This is a genomic window from Burkholderia gladioli (genome assembly GCF_000959725.1).
GTDB lineage: Bacteria > Pseudomonadota > Gammaproteobacteria > Burkholderiales > Burkholderiaceae > Burkholderia > Burkholderia gladioli.
The window spans coordinates 1,632,145-1,650,732 of sequence record NZ_CP009323.1; the positions used below are offsets into that span (position 1 = coordinate 1,632,145).

At 70.2% G+C, this 18,588-nt stretch carries 12 protein-coding genes and 2 riboswitches; of the genes, 2 read left to right on the forward strand and 10 right to left on the reverse strand.

Features of this window, described 5'->3' with window-relative positions; genetic code table 11:
- Nucleotides 1-16: 16 nt before the first annotated feature.
- Nucleotides 17-1,537, reverse strand: a complete 1,521-nt coding sequence (adh, locus tag BM43_RS24230) for an aldehyde dehydrogenase (protein WP_036035280.1) — start codon at nt 1,535-1,537, stop codon at nt 17-19.
- Between the two features lie 337 nt (nt 1,538-1,874).
- Between adh and BM43_RS24235 the strand changes: the two genes are divergently transcribed.
- Nucleotides 1,875-3,017, forward strand: coding sequence for a helix-turn-helix domain-containing protein (locus tag BM43_RS24235; RefSeq protein ID WP_036048672.1), 1,143 nt, complete (start codon nt 1,875-1,877; stop codon nt 3,015-3,017).
- Nucleotides 3,018-3,078: 61 nt separating this feature from the next.
- Here BM43_RS24235 and BM43_RS24240 read toward each other — a convergent pair whose 3' ends face one another.
- The 9 genes from BM43_RS24240 to BM43_RS24280 all read right to left on the reverse strand — a co-directional run bounded on the left by BM43_RS24240 (nt 3,079) and on the right by BM43_RS24280 (nt 15,927).
- The gene (locus tag BM43_RS24240) at nt 3,079-4,164 is read right to left on the reverse strand and encodes a glycosyltransferase family 9 protein (RefSeq protein ID WP_036048671.1); all 1,086 of its coding nucleotides are present in this window, start codon (nt 4,162-4,164) and stop codon (nt 3,079-3,081) included.
- A 45-nt stretch (nt 4,165-4,209) separates the two neighbouring features.
- Nucleotides 4,210-5,931, reverse strand: coding sequence for a thiamine pyrophosphate-binding protein (locus BM43_RS24245; RefSeq protein WP_013696196.1), 1,722 nt, complete (start codon nt 5,929-5,931; stop codon nt 4,210-4,212).
- 205 nt (nt 5,932-6,136) lie between these two features.
- On the reverse strand, nt 6,137-7,525 hold the full coding sequence (locus tag BM43_RS24250; RefSeq protein WP_013696197.1) for an L-serine ammonia-lyase: 1,389 nt from the start codon (nt 7,523-7,525) through the stop codon (nt 6,137-6,139).
- Nucleotides 7,526-7,554: 29 nt separating this feature from the next.
- Nucleotides 7,555-8,700, reverse strand: coding sequence for an alginate lyase family protein (locus BM43_RS24255; RefSeq protein ID WP_013696198.1), 1,146 nt, complete (start codon nt 8,698-8,700; stop codon nt 7,555-7,557).
- A gap of 143 nt (nt 8,701-8,843) precedes the next feature.
- Nucleotides 8,844-11,774 carry an aminomethyl-transferring glycine dehydrogenase gene (gene gcvP / locus BM43_RS24260; protein WP_036048669.1) on the reverse strand — a complete coding sequence of 977 codons (2,931 nt, stop codon included), beginning with the start codon at nt 11,772-11,774 and terminating at the stop codon, nt 8,844-8,846.
- 63 nt (nt 11,775-11,837) lie between these two features.
- Nucleotides 11,838-12,221, reverse strand: coding sequence for a glycine cleavage system protein GcvH (gene gcvH, locus BM43_RS24265; RefSeq protein WP_036048666.1), 384 nt, complete (start codon nt 12,219-12,221; stop codon nt 11,838-11,840).
- 43 nt (nt 12,222-12,264) lie between these two features.
- Nucleotides 12,265-13,383 carry a glycine cleavage system aminomethyltransferase GcvT gene (gene gcvT, locus BM43_RS24270; RefSeq protein WP_017920319.1) on the reverse strand — a complete coding sequence of 373 codons (1,119 nt, stop codon included), beginning with the start codon at nt 13,381-13,383 and terminating at the stop codon, nt 12,265-12,267.
- 95 nt (nt 13,384-13,478) lie between these two features.
- A riboswitch (glycine riboswitch) is annotated at nt 13,479-13,604 on the reverse strand.
- A gap of 34 nt (nt 13,605-13,638) precedes the next feature.
- Nucleotides 13,639-13,740: riboswitch (glycine riboswitch) on the reverse strand.
- Nucleotides 13,741-14,266: 526 nt separating this feature from the next.
- The gene (locus BM43_RS24275; RefSeq protein ID WP_013696202.1) at nt 14,267-14,671 is read right to left on the reverse strand and encodes a hypothetical protein; all 405 of its coding nucleotides are present in this window, start codon (nt 14,669-14,671) and stop codon (nt 14,267-14,269) included.
- A gap of 203 nt (nt 14,672-14,874) precedes the next feature.
- Nucleotides 14,875-15,927, reverse strand: coding sequence for an oxidoreductase (locus BM43_RS24280; protein WP_036048664.1), 1,053 nt, complete (start codon nt 15,925-15,927; stop codon nt 14,875-14,877).
- A gap of 481 nt (nt 15,928-16,408) precedes the next feature.
- On the opposite strand from BM43_RS24280, the gene BM43_RS24285 reads away from it, so the two are divergent.
- Nucleotides 16,409-18,493 carry a UvrD-helicase domain-containing protein gene (locus tag BM43_RS24285; protein ID WP_036035288.1) on the forward strand — a complete coding sequence of 695 codons (2,085 nt, stop codon included), beginning with the start codon at nt 16,409-16,411 and terminating at the stop codon, nt 18,491-18,493.
- Nucleotides 18,494-18,588 lie beyond the last annotated feature (95 nt).

Consider the following 18,588-nt stretch of genomic DNA (forward strand, 5'->3'; position numbering starts at 1 on the left):
GGCGAGGCCGCCGCGCTCAGAAGAAGCCGAGCGGCTTGTCGTCGTAGCTGACCAGAAGGTTCTTGGTCTGCTGGTAATGGTCGAGCATCATCTTGTGCGTCTCGCGGCCGATCCCCGACTGCTTGTAGCCGCCGAACGCGGCATGCGCCGGATAGGCGTGATAGCAGTTGGTCCACACGCGGCCGGCCTGGATCGCGCGGCCGAAGCGATAGGCGCGGCCGCCGTCGCGGGTCCACACGCCGGCGCCGAGCCCGTAGAGCGTGTCGTTGGCGATTTCAAGCGCCTCCTCCTCGTTCTTGAAGGTGGTCACCGACAGCACCGGCCCGAAGATCTCCTCCTGGAAGATGCGCATCTTGTTGTGGCCGCGGAACACGGTCGGCTTCACGTAGTAGCCGCTGGCGAGCTCGCCCGTCAGCGTGTTGCGCTCACCGCCCGTCAGGCACTCGGCGCCTTCCTGGCGGCCGATGTCGATGTAGGACAGGATCTTCTCGAGCTGCTCGGCCGAGGCCTGCGCGCCGATCATGGTCTGCGCGTCGAGCGGGTGGCCCTGGCGGATCTTCTCGACGCGCTTCACGGCGCGCTCGATGAAGCGGTCGTAGATGCTTTCCTCGACCAGCGCGCGCGACGGGCAGGTGCACACCTCCCCCTGGTTCAGCGCGAACATCGCGAAGCCTTCCAGGGCCTTGTCGAAGTAGCTGTCGTCGCGGTCCATCACGTCGGCGAAGAAGATGTTCGGGCTCTTGCCGCCCAGCTCGAGCGTGACCGGGATCAGGTTCGCGCTGGCGTACTGCATGATCAGGCGGCCGGTGGTAGTCTCGCCGGTGAAGGCGATCTTCGAGATCCGCTTGCTGGAGGCCAGCGGCTTGCCGGCTTCCAGCCCGAAGCCGTTGACGATGTTGAGCACGCCCGGCGGCAGCAGGTCCTGGACCAGCTCGGCCCACACCAGGATCGAGGCCGGCGTCTGCTCGGCTGGCTTGAGCACCACGCAGTTGCCGGCCGCCAGCGCCGGCGCGATCTTCCAGGCCGCCATCAGGATCGGGAAGTTCCAGGGGATGATCTGGCCGACCACGCCGAGCGGCTCGTGGAAGTGATAGGCCACCAGGTCGCCGCCGATGTCGGCGATCGAGCCTTCCTGGGCGCGCACGCAGCCCGCGAAGTAGCGGAAATGGTCGATCGCGAGCGGGATGTCGGCCGCGGTGGTCTCGCGCAACGGCTTGCCGTTGTCGATGGTCTCGGCCACCGCCAGGCGCGCCAGGTTCTGCTCCATGCGATCGGCGATGCGCAGCAGCACGGCGGCGCGCTCGGCCACCGGGGTCGCGCCCCAGCTCGCCTTGGCCTTGTGCGCGGCGTCCAGCGCGAGGTTGATGTCGGCTTCCTGCGAGCGCGGGATCGCGGTGAAGGCCTGGCCGGTGACGGGCGAGAGATTGTCGAAGTACTGGCCGTCGACAGGGGGCACCCATTCGCCGCCGATGAAGTTCCCGTATTGCTTGCGGTACGGGAATTCGATGTTCAGGTGCTGCATCTCGGCGTGGTTCATCGTGTCGCTCCTCGCATGTCGGTTTTGGGGAAAACATCGCCGCGCGCGCAAGAGGACGCTCGCCACGCGCGGCGCGGTGTTCCGGATACGCCAAAAGCGTGCCAGCGCGCCGCCTTGCGGTGCGCGCCCGGCGCGAGGCGGTGCGGCGGCGGCGGGCAGGGCCGCCGCGACGATGATGCTGCCGCGACTGTGCAGGAATGGAACGTTCGCCCGGCACAGGCTGTGCCGTCGCGGCACAGCGCGCGGCGGCGGGCGACCGGGCCGCGCCGGGCCGGTTTCGGCACGGGACTTGCGTTCGCTTTCCGGATCGAGGCAGGAACAGGCCGGGAGGGTGAACATGGACAGCGCACGAGGCGGCGGCGAGGCCACCGCTGAGGACACGCGGCGCAGCGCGGCAGGCGACGAGGTGCCGGCTGGCCGCGCCGTGGTCAGCGTCGCGCACGACGCCGACGAGCAGGCGCGCAACCTGGTGGGCTGGCGCCAGACCTACGACCAACTGGCGGCCGGGCATTTCGTCGGCACCCTCACCGAGCTGCCGCTCGACACCATGAAGCTGTTCCGCGAGACCACCAGCCACACGCTGCGCCAGGCCTGCGAGGTGCGCGGCGATGCCTACTGGTTCGGTATCCCGGTGCTGGCGCCCGAGTTCGAGGCCGCGCAGATGCGCATCGATACGCGGCCGGTCGCGGCCGACGGCTTCGCCTGCCGGCCTGGCAATGTCGAATTCGAGCTGCTGACACCGGCCGCCTTTTCGATCTATGGCGTGGTGGTGCGCGGCGAGGTGCTGCGCCGTCATGCCGAGCAGGTCGAGCGGGCCGGCTTCGACGAGAGCGTGCCGCGCCAGGCCATGGTGCGCGCCGGCGATGCGCGGCTGGCGCGCCTGCGCGCGCTGCTGGCATCGCGGCTCGATCCATGGCCGGATTCGCGGCCTGCTTCACGGCCTACCTCACAGCCTGCTTCGCAATTCGGCTCTCAGTCCGACTTCCCGCCCGATTCACGGCTGCTCCAGGCGACCTCGCCGCGTGCAGCCCTTTCCGATGGCGAGCGCCGTGATCTGCAGGAGGCCGTGCTGGCTGCCCTGTTCGACGTCTGCACGGGGCCGGCCGGCGACGAGGAGGCCGATGGCATGCAGCCGCAGAGGCGCCGCCGCATCGTTGCCCAGGCGCGCGACTACGTGCTCGCGCATCGCGCGCGTGCGGTGGGCGTGCCCGAGCTTTGCGAGCAACTGCACGTGAGCCGACGCACCTTGCAGAACTGCTTCCAGGACGTGCTCGGGATGGCGCCGGCCACCTATCTGCGCGCGCTGCGCCTGAACGGCGCGCGACGCGACCTGTGCGGGCGCGCCGCCGGCTCGGTGCAGGACGTGGCTGCCGCCTGGGGATTCTGGCACCTGAGCCAGTTCGCGACCGACTATCGCCGCATGTTCGGGATGCGGCCTTCCGAGGCGCTGCGCGAATCGGTGGCGGTCGCGCTCGGCTGAAGCGGGCGAGTGCAGCATCGCCGGCCGTTGCTTGCCGATCGCCGATCCCCGGCGTCGGCTGCTACTCGCGCGCCTTTGGCCAAGCCAGCGCATCCCAATCGACTAGCCCCCAGGCCGCCTCGACCATCGCGATCTCGGCGGGATCGTCGCTGGCATGGCGATCGCGCAGCGCGGGCGGCACCGTCACCACGAAGGGCCGGCACAGCGGATAGTCGCGCACGCGCAGCTCCGGCGCGATGCTGGTGAAGCCGGCCAGGGTCGGCACCTCGAAGCCGTCGGCGGCGTGGATCGCCGACGTGTCGGCGCTGACCAGCACCGCCGCGTCGCGGATCCAGGCGAAGTAGGCCGCCGTGTCGGGCGACAGCTCGCGCACGTCCGTGTAGGCGGCATGCTCGACGGGCCCGAAGCCGAGCACGGGCAGGTCGTATCGCCGGGCGATGCGCTCGACGATGGCGGCGCGCCGCGAGGGCGGGATGCTGCGCAGCGGCGTGCTCGCCTCGGCGCAGAACAGCGCGTAGCGCTGCCCGCGCCAGGCCGCGGGCAGTTCCGGCAGCGCCAGCCGCGACAGCCAGCGATTGCGCCTGGCGGCGGCCGGCACCGTGGCCGGATCGATGCCGAGCGCATCGAGGAAGTAGTCGATCATCGGCAGCGCCGCGAAGGACGGCCGATACAGCTGGTTGCCGACGTCGATCCTCGCTTCGTCGGCCGGCAGCGCATCGAGGTCCGCCGGCAGCACGCGCATGCCGGCGACCGCCTCGTCGGCGAGCCGGTAGAGCTGCTCGACATGGCCGGACAAACGCGACGGCCGATACAGCACGATACGCAGCGCCGGATGCGCATCACGCAGCGCCGCCAGCGCGCTGAGCCCGATGATCGAATCGCCGAGCGCGACGCCCATGCCGTTGATCACGTGGACCCGGGCATGTCGCGCGTAGTCGAGCCGGAACGGCTGCTCGGCCGCGTTGAGGATGCCGGTGCCGCCCTGGCTGGCGGCGCGATGGCCGGGCGGCACCTGGCCCGCCATCTCCAGGTCGTAGGGCGCCACCAGCCGGCGCTCGCGCGAGAGCAGGGTGCCGGGGTGCCGCAGCGCGGCCGGCCCCTCCAGGTCGGCCGGCGTGTCAGCGGCGAGCGGCGCGGGATGTGCCATCGATCCGGGAATCCTCGAAGCAAGAGTCGACGGGAGCAGGGCGTCTCATGCGCCCGGCCCGGTTTCGCCGCGGGCGCGCCGCCCCTGCTCGCGCACCTGCTCCAGCGTCGCGGCCGGCGTGCTGGCCTCCTGCGGGATCCGGATCTCGATCAGCGCGGGCAGGCCGCTGCCGAGCGCGCGTTCGAGCGCCGGTGCGAATTCGGCGGTGGTGGCGACGGTCTCGCCATGCGCGCCGAACGCGCGCGCATAGGCGGCGAAGTCGGGATTGGTGAGGCCGGTGCCATGCACGCGGTTCGGGTAATGGCGTTCCTGGTGCATGCGGATCGTGCCGAAGTGGCCGTTGTTGACCACGATCACCACGATGTTCAGGCCGTATTGCATCGCCGTGGCCAGCTCGTGGCCGGCCATCATGAAGCAGCCGTCGCCGGCCAGCGCCACCGCGATTCGTTGCGGATACAAGGACTTCGCGGCCAGCGCGGCCGGCACGCCGTAGCCCATCGCGCCATTGGTCGGCGCGAGCTGCGAGCGGAACGCGCGATAGGCGTAATGGCGATGCAGCCAGGTGGCGTAGTTGCCGGCGCCGTTGCTGACGATCGCGTCGTGCGGCAGCCGTTCGCGCAACTGCTGCATGATCTCGCCGAGCTGTACCTCGCCCGGCATCGGCAGCGGCTTGCGCCAGGCCAGGTAGGCCGCGTGCGCCTCGCTCGCGCTGCCGGCCCAGGGCAGCAGCTCGGGCGGCGCGAGCTCGGCCAGCCGCGCCGCGATCTCGGGCATGCCCGAGACGATCGGCAGGTCGGGCAGGTAGACCCGGCCCAGTTCCTCGGCGCCCTGGTGGACGTGGATCAGCGACTGGCGCGTCTTCGGTATTTCCAGCAGCGTGTAGCCGCCGGTGGTCGCCTCGCCCAGGCGCGGGCCCAGCGCGAGCAGCAGGTCGGCCTCGCGGATGCGCCTGGCGAGCGCCGGATTGATGCCGAGCCCGACGTCGCCGGCATACAGCGGATGCTCGTTGTCGAAGCTGTCCTGGTAGCGGAACGCGCAGGCCACCGGCAACTGCCAGGCCTCGGCGAAGCGGCGCAGGTCGGCGCAGGCCTCGACGCTCCAGCCGCTGCCGCCGGCGATCAGCAACGGGCGCTCGGCGCGCGCGAGCCGCTCGCGCAGCTCGGCCATCTGGGCCGCGGAGGGCGCCGCCGCGATCCGCTTGGCGGCCGGCAGCACCGGCTGCGGCGCGCACGGGTCGGACAGCAGGTCTTCCGGCAGCGCCAGCACCACCGGGCCGGGACGGCCCGAGGTCGCGACATGGAAGGCATGGCTCAGGTACTCGGGAATCCGCCGCGCGTCGTCGATCTGCGCGACCCACTTGGCCAGCTCGCCGTACATGCGGCGATAGTCGATCTCCTGGAAGGCCTCGCGGTCGAGATGCTCGCGCGCGCATTGGCCGACGAACAGGATCATCGGCGTCGAATCCTGGAACGCGGTATGCACGCCGATCGAGGCATGCGTCGCGCCCGGTCCGCGCGTGACCAGGGCCACGCCGGGCCGGCCGGTCAGCTTGCCGACCGCCTCGGCCATGTTGGCGGCGGCGGCCTCGTGGCGGCAGACGATGGTGTCGATGCGCCCGGTTTCGTCGCCGAGCGCGTCGAGCACGGCGAGGAAGCTTTCGCCGGGCACGCAGAACACGCGTTCGACATGGTTGGCGAGCAGCGCATCGACGAGCAGTCGGGCGCCGTTGACGCTGGCGGGGACGGCGGAATCCGGAGTGTGCGACATGGACGGCGGGCTCCCTCGGTGGCGGGAGGGATAGCTTACGCCGGATGGGCGAAACGTGGCGAGCGGGTCGCGAACGGTGAGTGCTCGCCGCGAAACGCCGCCGCGCGTCGTTGCGAGGAACGAGAAAACGGAAAAGGGCGAACGCGTAAACGCAAGGCGCCGCGCAGCCGATCCGGCGCGCGGCGCGTGTCGCCTCAAATCCCGCTCAGCACTCGACGATATTCACCGCCAGCCCGCCGCGCGAGGTTTCCTTGTACTTGGTCTTCATGTCGGCGCCGGTCTCGCGCATGGTCTTGATCACCGAATCGAGCGACACGTAGTGGCTGCCGTCGCCGCGCAGGGCCATGCGCGCGGCGTTGACGGCCTTCACCGAAGCCATCGCGTTGCGCTCGATGCAGGGGATCTGCACCATCCCGCCGACCGGGTCGCAGGTCAGGCCGAGGTTGTGCTCCATGCCGATCTCGGCGGCGTTCTCGACCTGGCGCGGCGTGCCGCCCAGCACGGCGGCCAGCGCGCCGGCCGCCATCGAGCAGGCCACGCCCACCTCGCCCTGGCAACCCACCTCGGCGCCCGAGATCGAGGCGTTGAGCTTGTAGAGGATGCCGATCGCGGCGGCCGTCATCAGGAAGTCGATCACGCCCTGCTCGTTGGCGCCCGGCACGAAGCGCGTGTAGTAGTGCAGCACCGCCGGGATGATGCCGGCCGCGCCGTTGGTGGGAGCCGTCACCACGCGCCCGCCCGCGGCGTTTTCCTCGTTGACGGCGATCGCGTAGAGGTTGATCCAGTCGACCATCGACAGCGGGTCGCGCAGCGCCAGCTCCGGGTTGCCGGTCAGCGTGCGATACAGCTGCGGCGCGCGGCGCTTGACCTGGAACGGGCCGGGCAGGGTGCCCTCGGCGTCGGGGTTGTTGATGCCGCAGCCGCGCGACACGCAGGACTGCATCACCTCCCAGATCTTCAGCAGGCCGGCGCGCGTGGTGTCCTCGTCGTGCCAGGCGCGTTCGTTGTCCCACATCAGCTGGGCGATCGACTTGCCGGTGGAGGCGGTCAGCTCCAGCAGCTCGGTGCCGGAGCGGAACGGGTAGGGCATCTGCTCGGCCGCGTTCAGCACCTTGGTATTGGCCGCACCGGCCGTCACCACGAAGCCGCCGCCCACCGACAGGTAGGTGGTTTCGCGCAGCGCCTCGCCGGCCGCGTCGCGCGCGCGCAGCGTCATCGCGTTCGGGTGCTCGGGCAGCGCCTGCCGGTAGAAGCCGATCTGCTCCTTCAGCACGAAGGGCACCGGATGACGGCCCAGCAGCGAGAGCGTTTTCGTGTCGCGCACGGCGGCCAGCCGCGCGTCGATGGTATCGGGGTTCACCGTGTCGGGCGCGTCGCCCATCAGGCCCAGCATCACGCCGCGATCGGTGCCGTGGCCCTTGCCGGTGGCGCCGAGCGAGCCATACAGGTCGACCTTCACGCCGGCGACCTGCTCGAGCAGGCCATCACGCTCGAGCCCCTGGACGAACATCAGCGCGGCGCGCATCGGTCCGACCGTATGCGAGCTGGACGGGCCTATCCCGATTTTGAAAAGATCGAACACGCTGACTGCCATGGGGAGTTCCTGTAATGCGGATGGGGTGATTAACGTGCCGGCAGCGGCAGGCACGCAGCCAGCCAGGCGGGCGGCTGCGGCGCGAGCTGCTGCGCGACGCTGTTGTAGCGGCCGTCGAGACGGGCCGCGAGGTGGAACAGCTCGGTGGCGTTGGCCGGCTGCCATTGGCCCGAATAACCGGGCAGGCCCGCCTCGCGACGCTTGGCGTCGAACGGCACCGTGGAGTTCACGAATTCTTCATGGGTCTTCTCGCCGCGCGCATAGGGCACCAGCCAGTCGAGCGCGGCCTGCAGGGTGGCGCCGTTGCTGCCGCGCTCGCGCAGCCAGTTGCGGTTGAAACGCCGCGCGGCCAGCGCCGCCGTGACCAGCGGCTGCAGGTCGTAGACCGCGTAGTGGACCGCGTCGCGCTCCTCGAAATCGAAGGTGGTGCCGTCCGGCTTGATGTTGTCGGCCAGGTGCTCGACGAACAGGCGCTGGGCGGCGTTCATCATCTTGCGGTCGCCGAGCGTGAAGGCCGACAGCGCGATCAGCTTGATCCGGTGGCTCTGCCAGTTGTTACGCCAAACGCCGGTGAGCGGGCGCGGCTGCGCGTCGACCTGCGCCACGTAGCCGGCGCCGAGCTTGGCGATGAAGGTCGAGGCCGCGTTGCGCGTCTTGACCGGCAGCGTGCTGGCGGCCATGTCGTAGGCGATGATGAGGCCCTCGAAGCGGGTCTCGTCGATCGGGTTGAAGTCGGGCTGGTAGGTGGTGACCCAGGCCAGCAGGAAGCGGTTCAGCAGCGCGAGATAACGCGGGTTGTTGGTGACGCGCCAGGCCAGCGCCGCGTCGCGCATCAGCTCCATGTCCTTGAGCGCTTCCTCGCTCTGGTCGCGGATGCCTTCGTGCGGCAGCAGGCCTTCGGTATGCAGGTGCACGAGCGCCTTCGGCGCGTCGTTCAGGTGCGCGTCGACGCTGCGCACCAGCGCCTGGATGCCGGGCTCGGCCGAGGTGCTCTCGTTGCTCTGCAGCGCGGGCGCCGCGCAGAAATTCATCGCCGCGCGCGCAGGCGAGGCAGCGGCCGACAGCGCGAACGCGACGCAGGCCGCGAATGCCGGCGCGAGCGCGCGCCAATGGGCCTGCCGTACGTGCTGTACATGCCGTGTGGCCATGCGATCCGGAAACACCTTGCGCACCATGCGGAACTCCTCGTTTGGCTGGATGGCGGTGTCAGATGTTAGCCGGACTTGGAGGCGAACGCGACCGCGCGCCATGCGCCCCGCCGCGGGGGCGGGAGGCATGGCGCGCGTCATGACGGGCTCGGCGAGGGGCGCGCGCTCCGTCAGGCGTAGTCGGACATCGGCACGCACGCGCAGAACAGGTTGCGGTCGCCGTAGACGTTGTCCGCCCGGCCGACCGGCGGCCAGTACTTGTTGCCGGCCGCGAGCGACGCCACCGGGAACGCGGCCTGCTCGCGCGTGTAGGCGTGCGTCCACTCGTTGGCGGTGACCACCGCCGCCGTGTGCGGCGCATGGCGCAGCGGGTTGTCCTCGCGATCGGCGCGGCCTTCCTCGACGGCGCGGATTTCCTCGCGGATCGCCACCATCGCGTCGATGAAGCGGTCCAGCTCCTCCTGCGATTCCGATTCGGTCGGCTCGACCATCAGCGTGCCCGGCACCGGGAAGCTCATGGTCGGCGCGTGGAATCCGTAGTCCATCAGGCGCTTGGCGACGTCGTCGACGGTGATGCCGCTGCTGTCCTTGATCGGGCGCAGGTCGAGAATGCACTCGTGCGCGACCAGCCCGCCCGGGCCCGAATACAGCACCGGGTAATGCGGCGCGAGACGCTTGGCGATGTAGTTGGCGTTGAGGATCGCCACTTCGGTGGCGGCCGTCAGGTTGCGCGCGCCCATCATCGCGATGTACATCCACGAGATCGGCAGGATCGAGGCCGAGCCGTAAGGCGCCGCCGAGACCGCGCCGATGCCGTCGGCGCCGCGCGTGTAGCCGGTCGAGCGCTGGTTCGGCAGGAACTTGGCGAGATGCGCGCCGACCGCGACCGGGCCGACGCCGGGGCCGCCGCCGCCGTGCGGGATGCAGAAGGTCTTGTGCAGGTTCAGGTGGGACACGTCGCCGCCGAACTGGCCCGGCGCGGTCAGGCCGACCATCGCGTTCATGTTCGCGCCGTCCACGTAGACCTGGCCGCCGTGCGCGTGCACGACCTCGCAGATCTCGCGCACGTTCTGCTCGAACACGCCGTGCGTCGACGGGTAGGTGATCATGATCGCGGCCAGGTTCGCCGCGTGCTGCTCGGCCTTGGCCTTGAGATCGGCGAGGTCGACGTTGCCCTGCTCGTCGCAGGCCACCACCACCACCTTCATGCCGGCCATGTGGGCCGAGGCCGGGTTGGTGCCGTGCGCCGAGGCCGGGATCAGGCAGACGTCGCGATGGCCCTCGCCGCGCGAGGCGTGATAGGCGTGGATGATCAGCAGGCCCGCGTACTCGCCCTGCGAGCCGGCGTTCGGCTGCAGCGAGACGGCCGCGTAGCCGGTGGCCGCCACCAGCATCTGCTCGAGCTGGCTGATCATGGTGCGGTAGCCGACGGTCTGCTCTTCCGGTGCGAACGGGTGGATCTGGCCGAATTCGGGCCAGGTGACCGGCAGCATCTCGGAGGTCGCGTTCAGCTTCATGGTGCAGGAGCCGAGCGGGATCATCGAGCGGTCCAGCGCCAGGTCCTTGTCCGACAGGCTGCGCAGGTAGCGCAGCATCTCGGTTTCGGAATGATGGCGGTTGAACACCGGGTGGGTCAGGTAGGCGCTCTGGCGTTCGAGCTGGGCCGGCAGCACCGGCGCGCCCGGCAGGGCCGCTTCCAGCGCGTCCACCGACGGCGCGGCGGCGCCCGCCACCGAGGCGAACACGGCCAGCAGGTCGGCCAGGTCGGCGCGGGTGGTGGTCTCGTCGATCGAGATGCCCACCTGGCTGGCGCCGGCATGGCGCAGGTTGATGCGCTTGGCGCGCGCGGCTTCGTGCAGCGCGGCGGCGTGCTGGCCGGCCTCGACCGTCAGCGTGTCGAAGAAGCTGTCGTTGACCAGCGTGTAGCCGAGCTGGGCGACGCCCGCGGCCAGCAGGCCGGCGATCCGGTTCACGCGCAGCGCGATGGTCTTCAGGCCGCGCGGGCCGTGGTAGACCGCGTAGGAGCTGGCCATGATCGCCAGCAGGGCCTGCGCGGTGCAGACGTTCGAGGTGGCCTTCTCGCGGCGGATGTGCTGCTCGCGCGTCTGCAGGGCCAGGCGCATGGCCGGCTTGCCCTGCGCGTCGACCGTCACGCCCACCAGGCGGCCCGGCATCTGGCGCTTGAATTCGTCGCGCACGGCCAGGTAGGCCGCGTGCGGGCCGCCGAAGCCGACCGGCACGCCGAAGCGCTGGGTATTGCCGACCGCCACGTCCGCGCCCCATTCGCCGGGCGGCACGAGCACGGTCAGGGCCAGCAGGTCGGCCGCCACCACCACGTGGCCGCCGGCCGCGTGCACGGCCTCGGTCAGCGCGCGGTAGTCGCGCACGTCGCCGTTCACGCCCGGGTATTGCAGCAGCACGCCGAACGCGTCGGCGTCGGCGGCCTGCGCCGCCGGGCCCGTCACCACCTCGATGCCGATCGGCTCGGCGCGGGTGCGGATCACTTCCAGCGTCTGCGGCAGCACGTCGTCGGCCACGAAGAAGCGGTTCGACTTCGGCTTGCCGTTGCGCTGCAGCAGGGTCATCGCCTCGGCGGCGGCGGTGGCTTCGTCCAGCAGCGAGGCATTGGCGATCGCCAGGCCGGTCAGGTCGGTGACCATCTGCTGGAAGTTCAGCAGCGCCTCCAGGCGGCCCTGCGAGATTTCCGGCTGGTAAGGCGTGTAGGCCGTGTACCAGGCCGGGTTCTCGAGCACGTTACGCAGGATCACGGCCGGCGTATGCGCGTTGTAGTAACCCTGGCCGATGAAGGACCGGAACACCTGGTTCTGGTTCGCCAGCTCGCGCAGCGCGGCGAGCGCTTCCGCCTCGCTCCTGGGCTGCGTGAACGGCCCCAGCGGCAGCGTCTCGTCGCGACGGATCGCGGCGGGGATCACCGCCTCGATCAGCGCCGCGCGCGAGGCGAAGCCGAGCGTGTCGAGCATCGCCTGCTGGCTGGCGGCGTCGGGGCCGATATGGCGTTCGGCGAACGCGTCGTGCGTTTCGAGCGCGGCGAGCGAGAGGGGCGTGCGGTTCATCAGGTGATCCGGATGGTCGAGCTTCATGGCATTCCTGCGGGTTGCGGCGCGCGTGCCGTGGTCGCGCGCGCCGCTCGGGTCGAAAAGGGCTTAGCCGTCGATCAGCTTGCTGTACGCGGCCGCGTCGAGCAGATCGTTGGTGTTGGCGCCGGGGGCGAGCTTGATCCTGAACAGCCAGGCGTCGTAGGCGTCTTCGTTGACCGACTCGGGCTCGTCGGTCGCGTCCGAGTTGGCGGCGATGATTTCGCCGGAAACCGGCGCGTAGATGTCGGAAGCGGCCTTGACCGACTCGACCACGCCGATCGGGTCGCCCGCCTTCACCTGCTTGCCGGCTTCCGGCAGCTCGAGGAAGACGATGTCGCCGAGCGTGCTCTGGGCGTGATCGGTGATGCCGACCGTCAGCGTGCCGTCGGCTTCGGTGCGGATCCACTCGTGTTCGTCGGTGTATTTCAGATCTGCCGGGACGTTGCTCATCGGATGCTCCTGATTGTGTTGTGCGTGTTGGAGGTTCGTGCGCTCAGGCGGCCAATACCTTGCCGTTGCGCACGAACGGGAGTTTTACCACGCGCGCGGGAAGGTTCTTGTCGCGGATTCGCACCTGCACGGTATCGCCGACGGCAACGCCGGCCGGCACGCGCGCGAACGCGATCGATTCCTGCATGCTGGGCGAGAAGGTGCCGCTGGTGATCTCGCCCTCGCCGTGTGCGGTGAGGACCTGCTGGTGGGCGCGCAGCACGCCGCCCGCCTTGCCGTTTTCCTTCTCGAGGATCAGGCCCACGAAGCCGGCGCGCTCGCCATGGGCCTCGAGCGCGGCGCGGCCGACGAACTCGCGCGGCGCCGACAGGTCGATGGTCCAGGCCAGGCCCGCGTCGAGCGGCGAGACGGTCTCGTCCATGTCCTGGCCGTAAAGGTTCATGCCGGCCTCCAGGCGCAGCGTGTCGCGCGCGCCGAGCCCGGCCGGGCGCACGCCGTGGGCGATCAGCGCGTCCCACAGCGCTTGCACGTGGCTGGCCGGCACGATGATCTCGAAGCCGTCCTCGCCGGTGTAGCCGGTGCGCGCCACGGTCAGGTCGCCGAACGGAGTGCCGGCCACCTGGGCGGCGTTGAAGGGTTTCAGTTCGCTGGTGGCGGCGCGCGCGGCGGGCACCGTGTCCCAGGCCTTGGCGCGGGCGTTCGGGCCCTGCACGGCGATGATCGCCAGCTCGCGGCGCGGCGTGATCTCGAGGCCGAAGCCGCCTTCCTCGTTCAGGCGCTGGAACCAGGCGATGTCCTTCTCGGCGGTGCCCGCGTTGACCACGGTGCGGAAGAAGGTTTCGGTGAAGTAGTAGACGATCAGGTCGTCGATCACGCCGCCTTCGGGGTTCAGCAGGCAGGAGTAGAGCGCCTTGCCCGGCGTGTGCAGCTTGCCGACGTTGTTGGCGATGGCGTGCTCGAAGAAGGCGCGGGCGCGCTCGCCGCGGAAATCGACCACGCACATGTGGGACACGTCGAACATCCCGGCATCGGTGCGCACGGCGCGATGCTCTTCCAGCTGGGAGCCGTAGTTGACGGGCATGTCCCAGCCGCCGAAATCGACCATGCGGGCGTTGAGCGCGGCATGCGCGGCGTGGAGCGGGGTGTGTTTGAGTGCGGTCATCGGGGCCTCGAGGTTCCGTGCGGGCGGGTGCCCGGACGCGAAAACGATTCGGCAAGTGGGTGAGCCGCCGGCGCGCGACGCGCCCGTGGTTCCTTGCCAGCCCCTCTGTCCTCGATACCTGAGAGATTGCACCGCCGTTGACCGGCCGGTGCGCGCCCCTTCGGTGGGCAGCCTGCCGATGCTCGCGCACGTGGCTACTGCCGCTCTCCAGAGTACGAAAAACCTGACGCGCAACCTGGGCTGCGCGTATGTGTTCCGACGCGGTCGGTCCTTTTGCCTGAGAGTTTGTGGGTGTGCCCCTTCGGCGGCGCGGCGGCCCGGAATCCAGGCTGTCGCACGCTCTCCCGACGCGTGCCGGCGAATGTACGCGAGGCCAAAGGGCTTGTCAATTTGCGCAAATTCACGTCGCTTGGCGACAGGCGGGCAGGGCGCGGATGTCGGCCGCGGACCCTGCTGCGCGGCCGTCGGCATCGGCGTGCCGCCTGGGGACAAGTCGGTGGACAGCCTGTGGATCGAGCGGGGACAAGGCTGCGTGAAGCTGTGGACAAGCCGGTGGACGAATCGGGGGACAAGCTCGGGATAAAGCGGGGACAAGTCGTGGACAAGCCGGGCAACGCGCGTGGATAAGGCGGTGGAAAAGTGGGTGGACAAGCTGGGGGCAAGCCCGGGATAAGCGCTGGACAAGTCGCGTTCGGCGGTGGACAAGTGGCGGCCGGAGCCGCATGGCGCGGGCAGGCGGCCGGCGCGATGCCGGCATGGGTGGAAAGAGCGAGGCGTGGAAAGCGTGGAAGGCCGGAGCCGGCGGCTCGCCGATTCGATCGGGCCGGGCCGCCTGCCGAGGGGCCATGTCGCGAGGCGGCCCGAGCGAGCCGCCCCGCCCGTCTCAGACGCCGATCGCGCGCGCGGCCGTGTCGAGTTCCTGGTTCAGCACGCGCTGCTCGTCGGCGGTCAGCCCGCCGCCATGCTGCGCGCTCATGTCGTTGGCTTCCTGGCGGATCACCTCGAGGCGTCGATGCAGCGCCTCGCCCTGCGGCGGCGGATAGGCGCCGCCGTTCACCCGCGAATCGATGCGGTTGCCGAGGCTGTCGATGCGGCCCAGGATGCCGTTCATGCGCTCCACGCCGATCGGCGGCGGAGCGGGTTGCGGCGGCGGGGGCGGCGGCTGGACGGGGATCGGTTGAACGGGGCGTGGACGCGGCGCCGGCCGCTTCGGCGGCGGCGTGACGACGCACGCGGCCAGCGAGGCGACGAGGGCGGCGCCGAGGGCCGCACGGATCAGCCGTTGCATGAATCGTTCTCCTATGGCGAATCGGTGAGGCGCAAGATCCGGGCCGTGCGAGACGGCGTCTTGCAAAGCGAAGCCGGCCCGCGAGGGGCCGGCCGGGGGAAGCATGCTTCAGACCTGCCCGAAACGGAAGCCGGTTCCCCGCTGTTTTGTAACCGAATGTTGTTCTTGGCCGGTGAAATGTCGCCCGGGCCCGGCGCGCGGGGTCAGAACGGCTCGCTGGCGAACGGCAGGCGACGGCCCTCGCGCTCGCTGCGCTCGGCCAGCTCGATGATGGCCATCACGTCCACCGCGTCCTGGGCCGGCACCGGGAACGGCGCGCGATCCTGCACCGAGGCGGCCAGCGCGCGGTAGAACTCGGCGTACTGGCCGTCGAGGGTGGGCACCGGCCGCTCGGTCTCGATCTCGCCGTCCAGCAGGTGCAGCACGCCGGGCGGATTGCCGCCGCCGAATTCGACGTCGTCGGGCGTGAGGCCGGCCTTGAGCTGGTCCTCCTGGGTATCGAGGCCGAACTTCTGGTAGCCGCCGCGCGTGCCGAGCACGGTGAAGCGCGGCGCCTCGATCGCGGCCAGCGCGCTCGCGTGCAGGATCACTTCATGGTTCGCGTAACCCAGCACCAGGTGCACGAAGTCGGCCGCCGCCGCGCCGTCGCGGCGCGCGCGCACCGTGGCGCCGACCGTCTCGGGCCGGCCGAACAGCACCAGCGCCTGGTCGATCAGGTGCGGGCCGAGGTCGAACAGCAGGCCGCCGCCGCGCGTGGCGTCCTCGCGCCAGCGCTGGCGGATCTGCGGGCGGAAGCGGTCGAAGTGCGATTCGAACAGCGTCAGGCGCCCCAGCTCGCCGCTCGCCACCAGCTCACGCACGGTGAGGAAGTCGCCGTCCCAGCGGCGGTTGTGGAAGGGCGCGAACACCAGGGCGCGGTCGGCCGCCAGGCGCGCCAGCGTGCGCGCCTCGGCCGAGCTGAGCGTGACCGGCTTGTCGACCACCACGTGCTTGCCGGCCTCGAGCGCGCGGCGGGCCAGATCGAAGTGGGTGTCGTTGGGCGTGGCGATCACCACGCAGTCGAGCTCGGCGAGCCCGAGCAGCGCGTCGAAATCGGCGACCACGGCCGCCTCCGGGTACGCGGCGCGCGCCTTGTCGGCTTGCCCGGTGGCGATCGCGGCCACCCGCGTGCGGCCGCTGTGCGCGATCACCGGCGCGTGGAAGGTGGCGCCGGCGAAACCGAAACCCATCAGACCAACTTTCAGCAAAGACGTCATGAGCGAATCCTGTCAGCTTGCGAGATCGAACGGAAGGCGGGCGGCGGGCGGTGAAGCAGGCTGGGGAGCGGGCCGTGAGGCGGGCAGTCGAGCACCGCGCGCGGCCGCCGCCGCGACCGGCTATTGTGGCACGGCGAACCGGGGCGCGAACGCACCGGGCAGGCATGCCGGCGAGCGCCGCCTGCTCGCGGCACGCCGCTGCGGCCGCCGCGAGCGGTCTTCCTTCGCGCGCTCGCGTCAGCCCTGCCGCGCTCCCCGCGGTGCTTTCCGGCCGCTGCCCGGCACGCCGCCCGGGCCGCCCTCGCGCGTCGTCGCCGTCGCCGCGCGCGCGTCACGGTTCCATCGCGCGCGGCGTGTTAACATGCGCCCTCCCGCGTCCGTCGTTTTCCGCATCGCGCGAGCCGCTCAGGCCGCGCGCACCGCGCCCGCCCCAAGGCGCGGCGGCGGCGCCGTCACCCGCATTTCCAGTCCGCCAGTCACCATGTCCGCAGGTCTCAATGCCGCTCAAAGCGAAGCGGTGCGCTATCTCGACGGTCCCTGTCTCGTGCTCGCCGGCGCGGGCAGCGGCAAGACGCGCGTGATCACGCAGAAGATCGCCCACCTGATCGAGAACAAGGGTTTCGAGCCGCGCCATATCGCGGCCGTCACCTTCACCAACAAGGCCGCCGCCGAGATGCGCGAGCGCGTCGGCAAGCTGCTGGAAGGCAAGACGCTGACCACGCCCGGCAAGGAAGGCCGCAAGGTGCCGGTCAACCAGCTGACGGTCTGCACCTTCCACTCGCTGGGCGTGCAGATCCTGCGCCAGGAAGCCGAGCACGTCGGCCTCAAGCCGCAGTTCTCGATCATGGATTCGGACGACTGCTTCGGCATGGTGCAGGAGCAGATGGGCACCACCGACAAGGGGCTGATCCGCAAGATCCAGAACATCATCTCGCTCTGGAAGAACGGGCTGGTGACGCCCGAGCAGGCGCTGGCGATCGCCGCCAACGAGGACGAGCAGCAGGCCGCGCTGGTCTACCGCAACTACGTGGCCACCCTGCACGCCTACCAGGCGGTCGACTTCGACGACCTGATCCGCCTGCCCACCGAGCTGTTCGCGGCGAACGAGCAGGTGCGCGATCGCTGGCAGAACAAGCTGCGCTACCTGCTGATCGACGAGTACCAGGACACCAACGCCTGCCAGTACGAGCTGCTCAAGCTGCTGGCCGGGCCGCGCGCGGCCTTCACGGCGGTCGGCGACGACGACCAGGCGATCTACGGCTGGCGCGGCGCGACGCTGGAGAACCTGGCCCAGCTCGGCAAGGATTTCCCCAAGCTGCATCTGGTCAAGCTCGAGCAGAACTACCGCTCGACGGTGCGGATCCTGACCGCCGCCAACAACGTGATCGCCAACAACCCGAAGCTGTTCGAGAAGAAGCTGTGGTCCGAGCACGGCATGGGCGACACCATCACCGTGACGCCCTGCAACGACGAGGAGCACGAGGCCGAATCGGTGGTGTTCCGGCTCTCGGCGCACAAGTTCGAGCGGCGCACCCAGTTCCGCGACTACGCGATCCTCTACCGCGGCAATTTCCAGGCACGCATCTTCGAGCAGGTGCTGCGCCGCGAGCGGATCCCCTACGTGCTGTCGGGCGGCCAGTCCTTCTTCGACAAGGCCGAGATCAAGGACCTGTGCGCCTACCTGCGCCTGATCGCCAACGCCGACGACGATCCCGCCTTCATCCGCGCCGTCACCACGCCGCGCCGCGGGATCGGCAACACCACGCTGGAGGCGCTCGGCTCCTACGCGGGGCAGGCCAAGGTGTCGCTGTTCGAGGCGGTCTACATGGGCGGCATCGAGGCGCGGCTGTCGGCGCGGCAGATCGAGCCGCTGCGCATGTTCTGCGACTTCATCCAGCGCCTGACCGAGCGCGCCGACAAGGATCCCGCCACCACCGTGCTCGACGACATGATGGAGGCGATCCACTACGAGGCCTACCTGTACGACGCCTTCGACGAGCGCCAGGCGCAGAGCAAGTGGCAGAACGTGCTGGAATTCCTCGAGTGGTTGAAGCGCAAGGGCACCAAGCCGGAAACCGAGGCGGTCGACGGCGAGGCCGAGGGCTTCCACAACGCCGACGGCCTGGCCGATACCGGCAAGAACCTGCTGGGCCTGATCCAGACCGTCGCGCTGATGTCGATGCTGGAGGGCAAGGAGGAGGATCCCGATGCGGTGCGCCTGTCCACCGTGCACGCCTCGAAGGGGCTCGAGTATCCGCACGTGTTCCTGGTCGGTGTGGAGGAAGGCGTGATGCCGCATCGCGGCGGCAGCGAGGACGACACGATCGACGACGAGCGCATCGAGGAGGAGCGGCGCCTGATGTACGTGGCGATCACGCGCGCGCAGCGCAGCCTGCACCTGAACTGGTGCAAGAAGCGCAAGCGGGCGCGCGAGACGATCGTCTGCGAGCCTTCGCGCTTCATCGTCGAGATGGGCCTGGACGAGGCGCCGCCGCCCACTCCCGAGGAGGCGCCGATGACGCCGAAGGACCGGCTGGCGAGCCTCAAGGCGCTGCTGCAGAAGTAGCCGCCGGGCTCGCGGCTCAAAGATCCATGAATGAAGATGGCCCGTGCCGCCTGAAGCGGACACGGGCCATTTTTTTGTGGTCGGCCCGGTGCGCG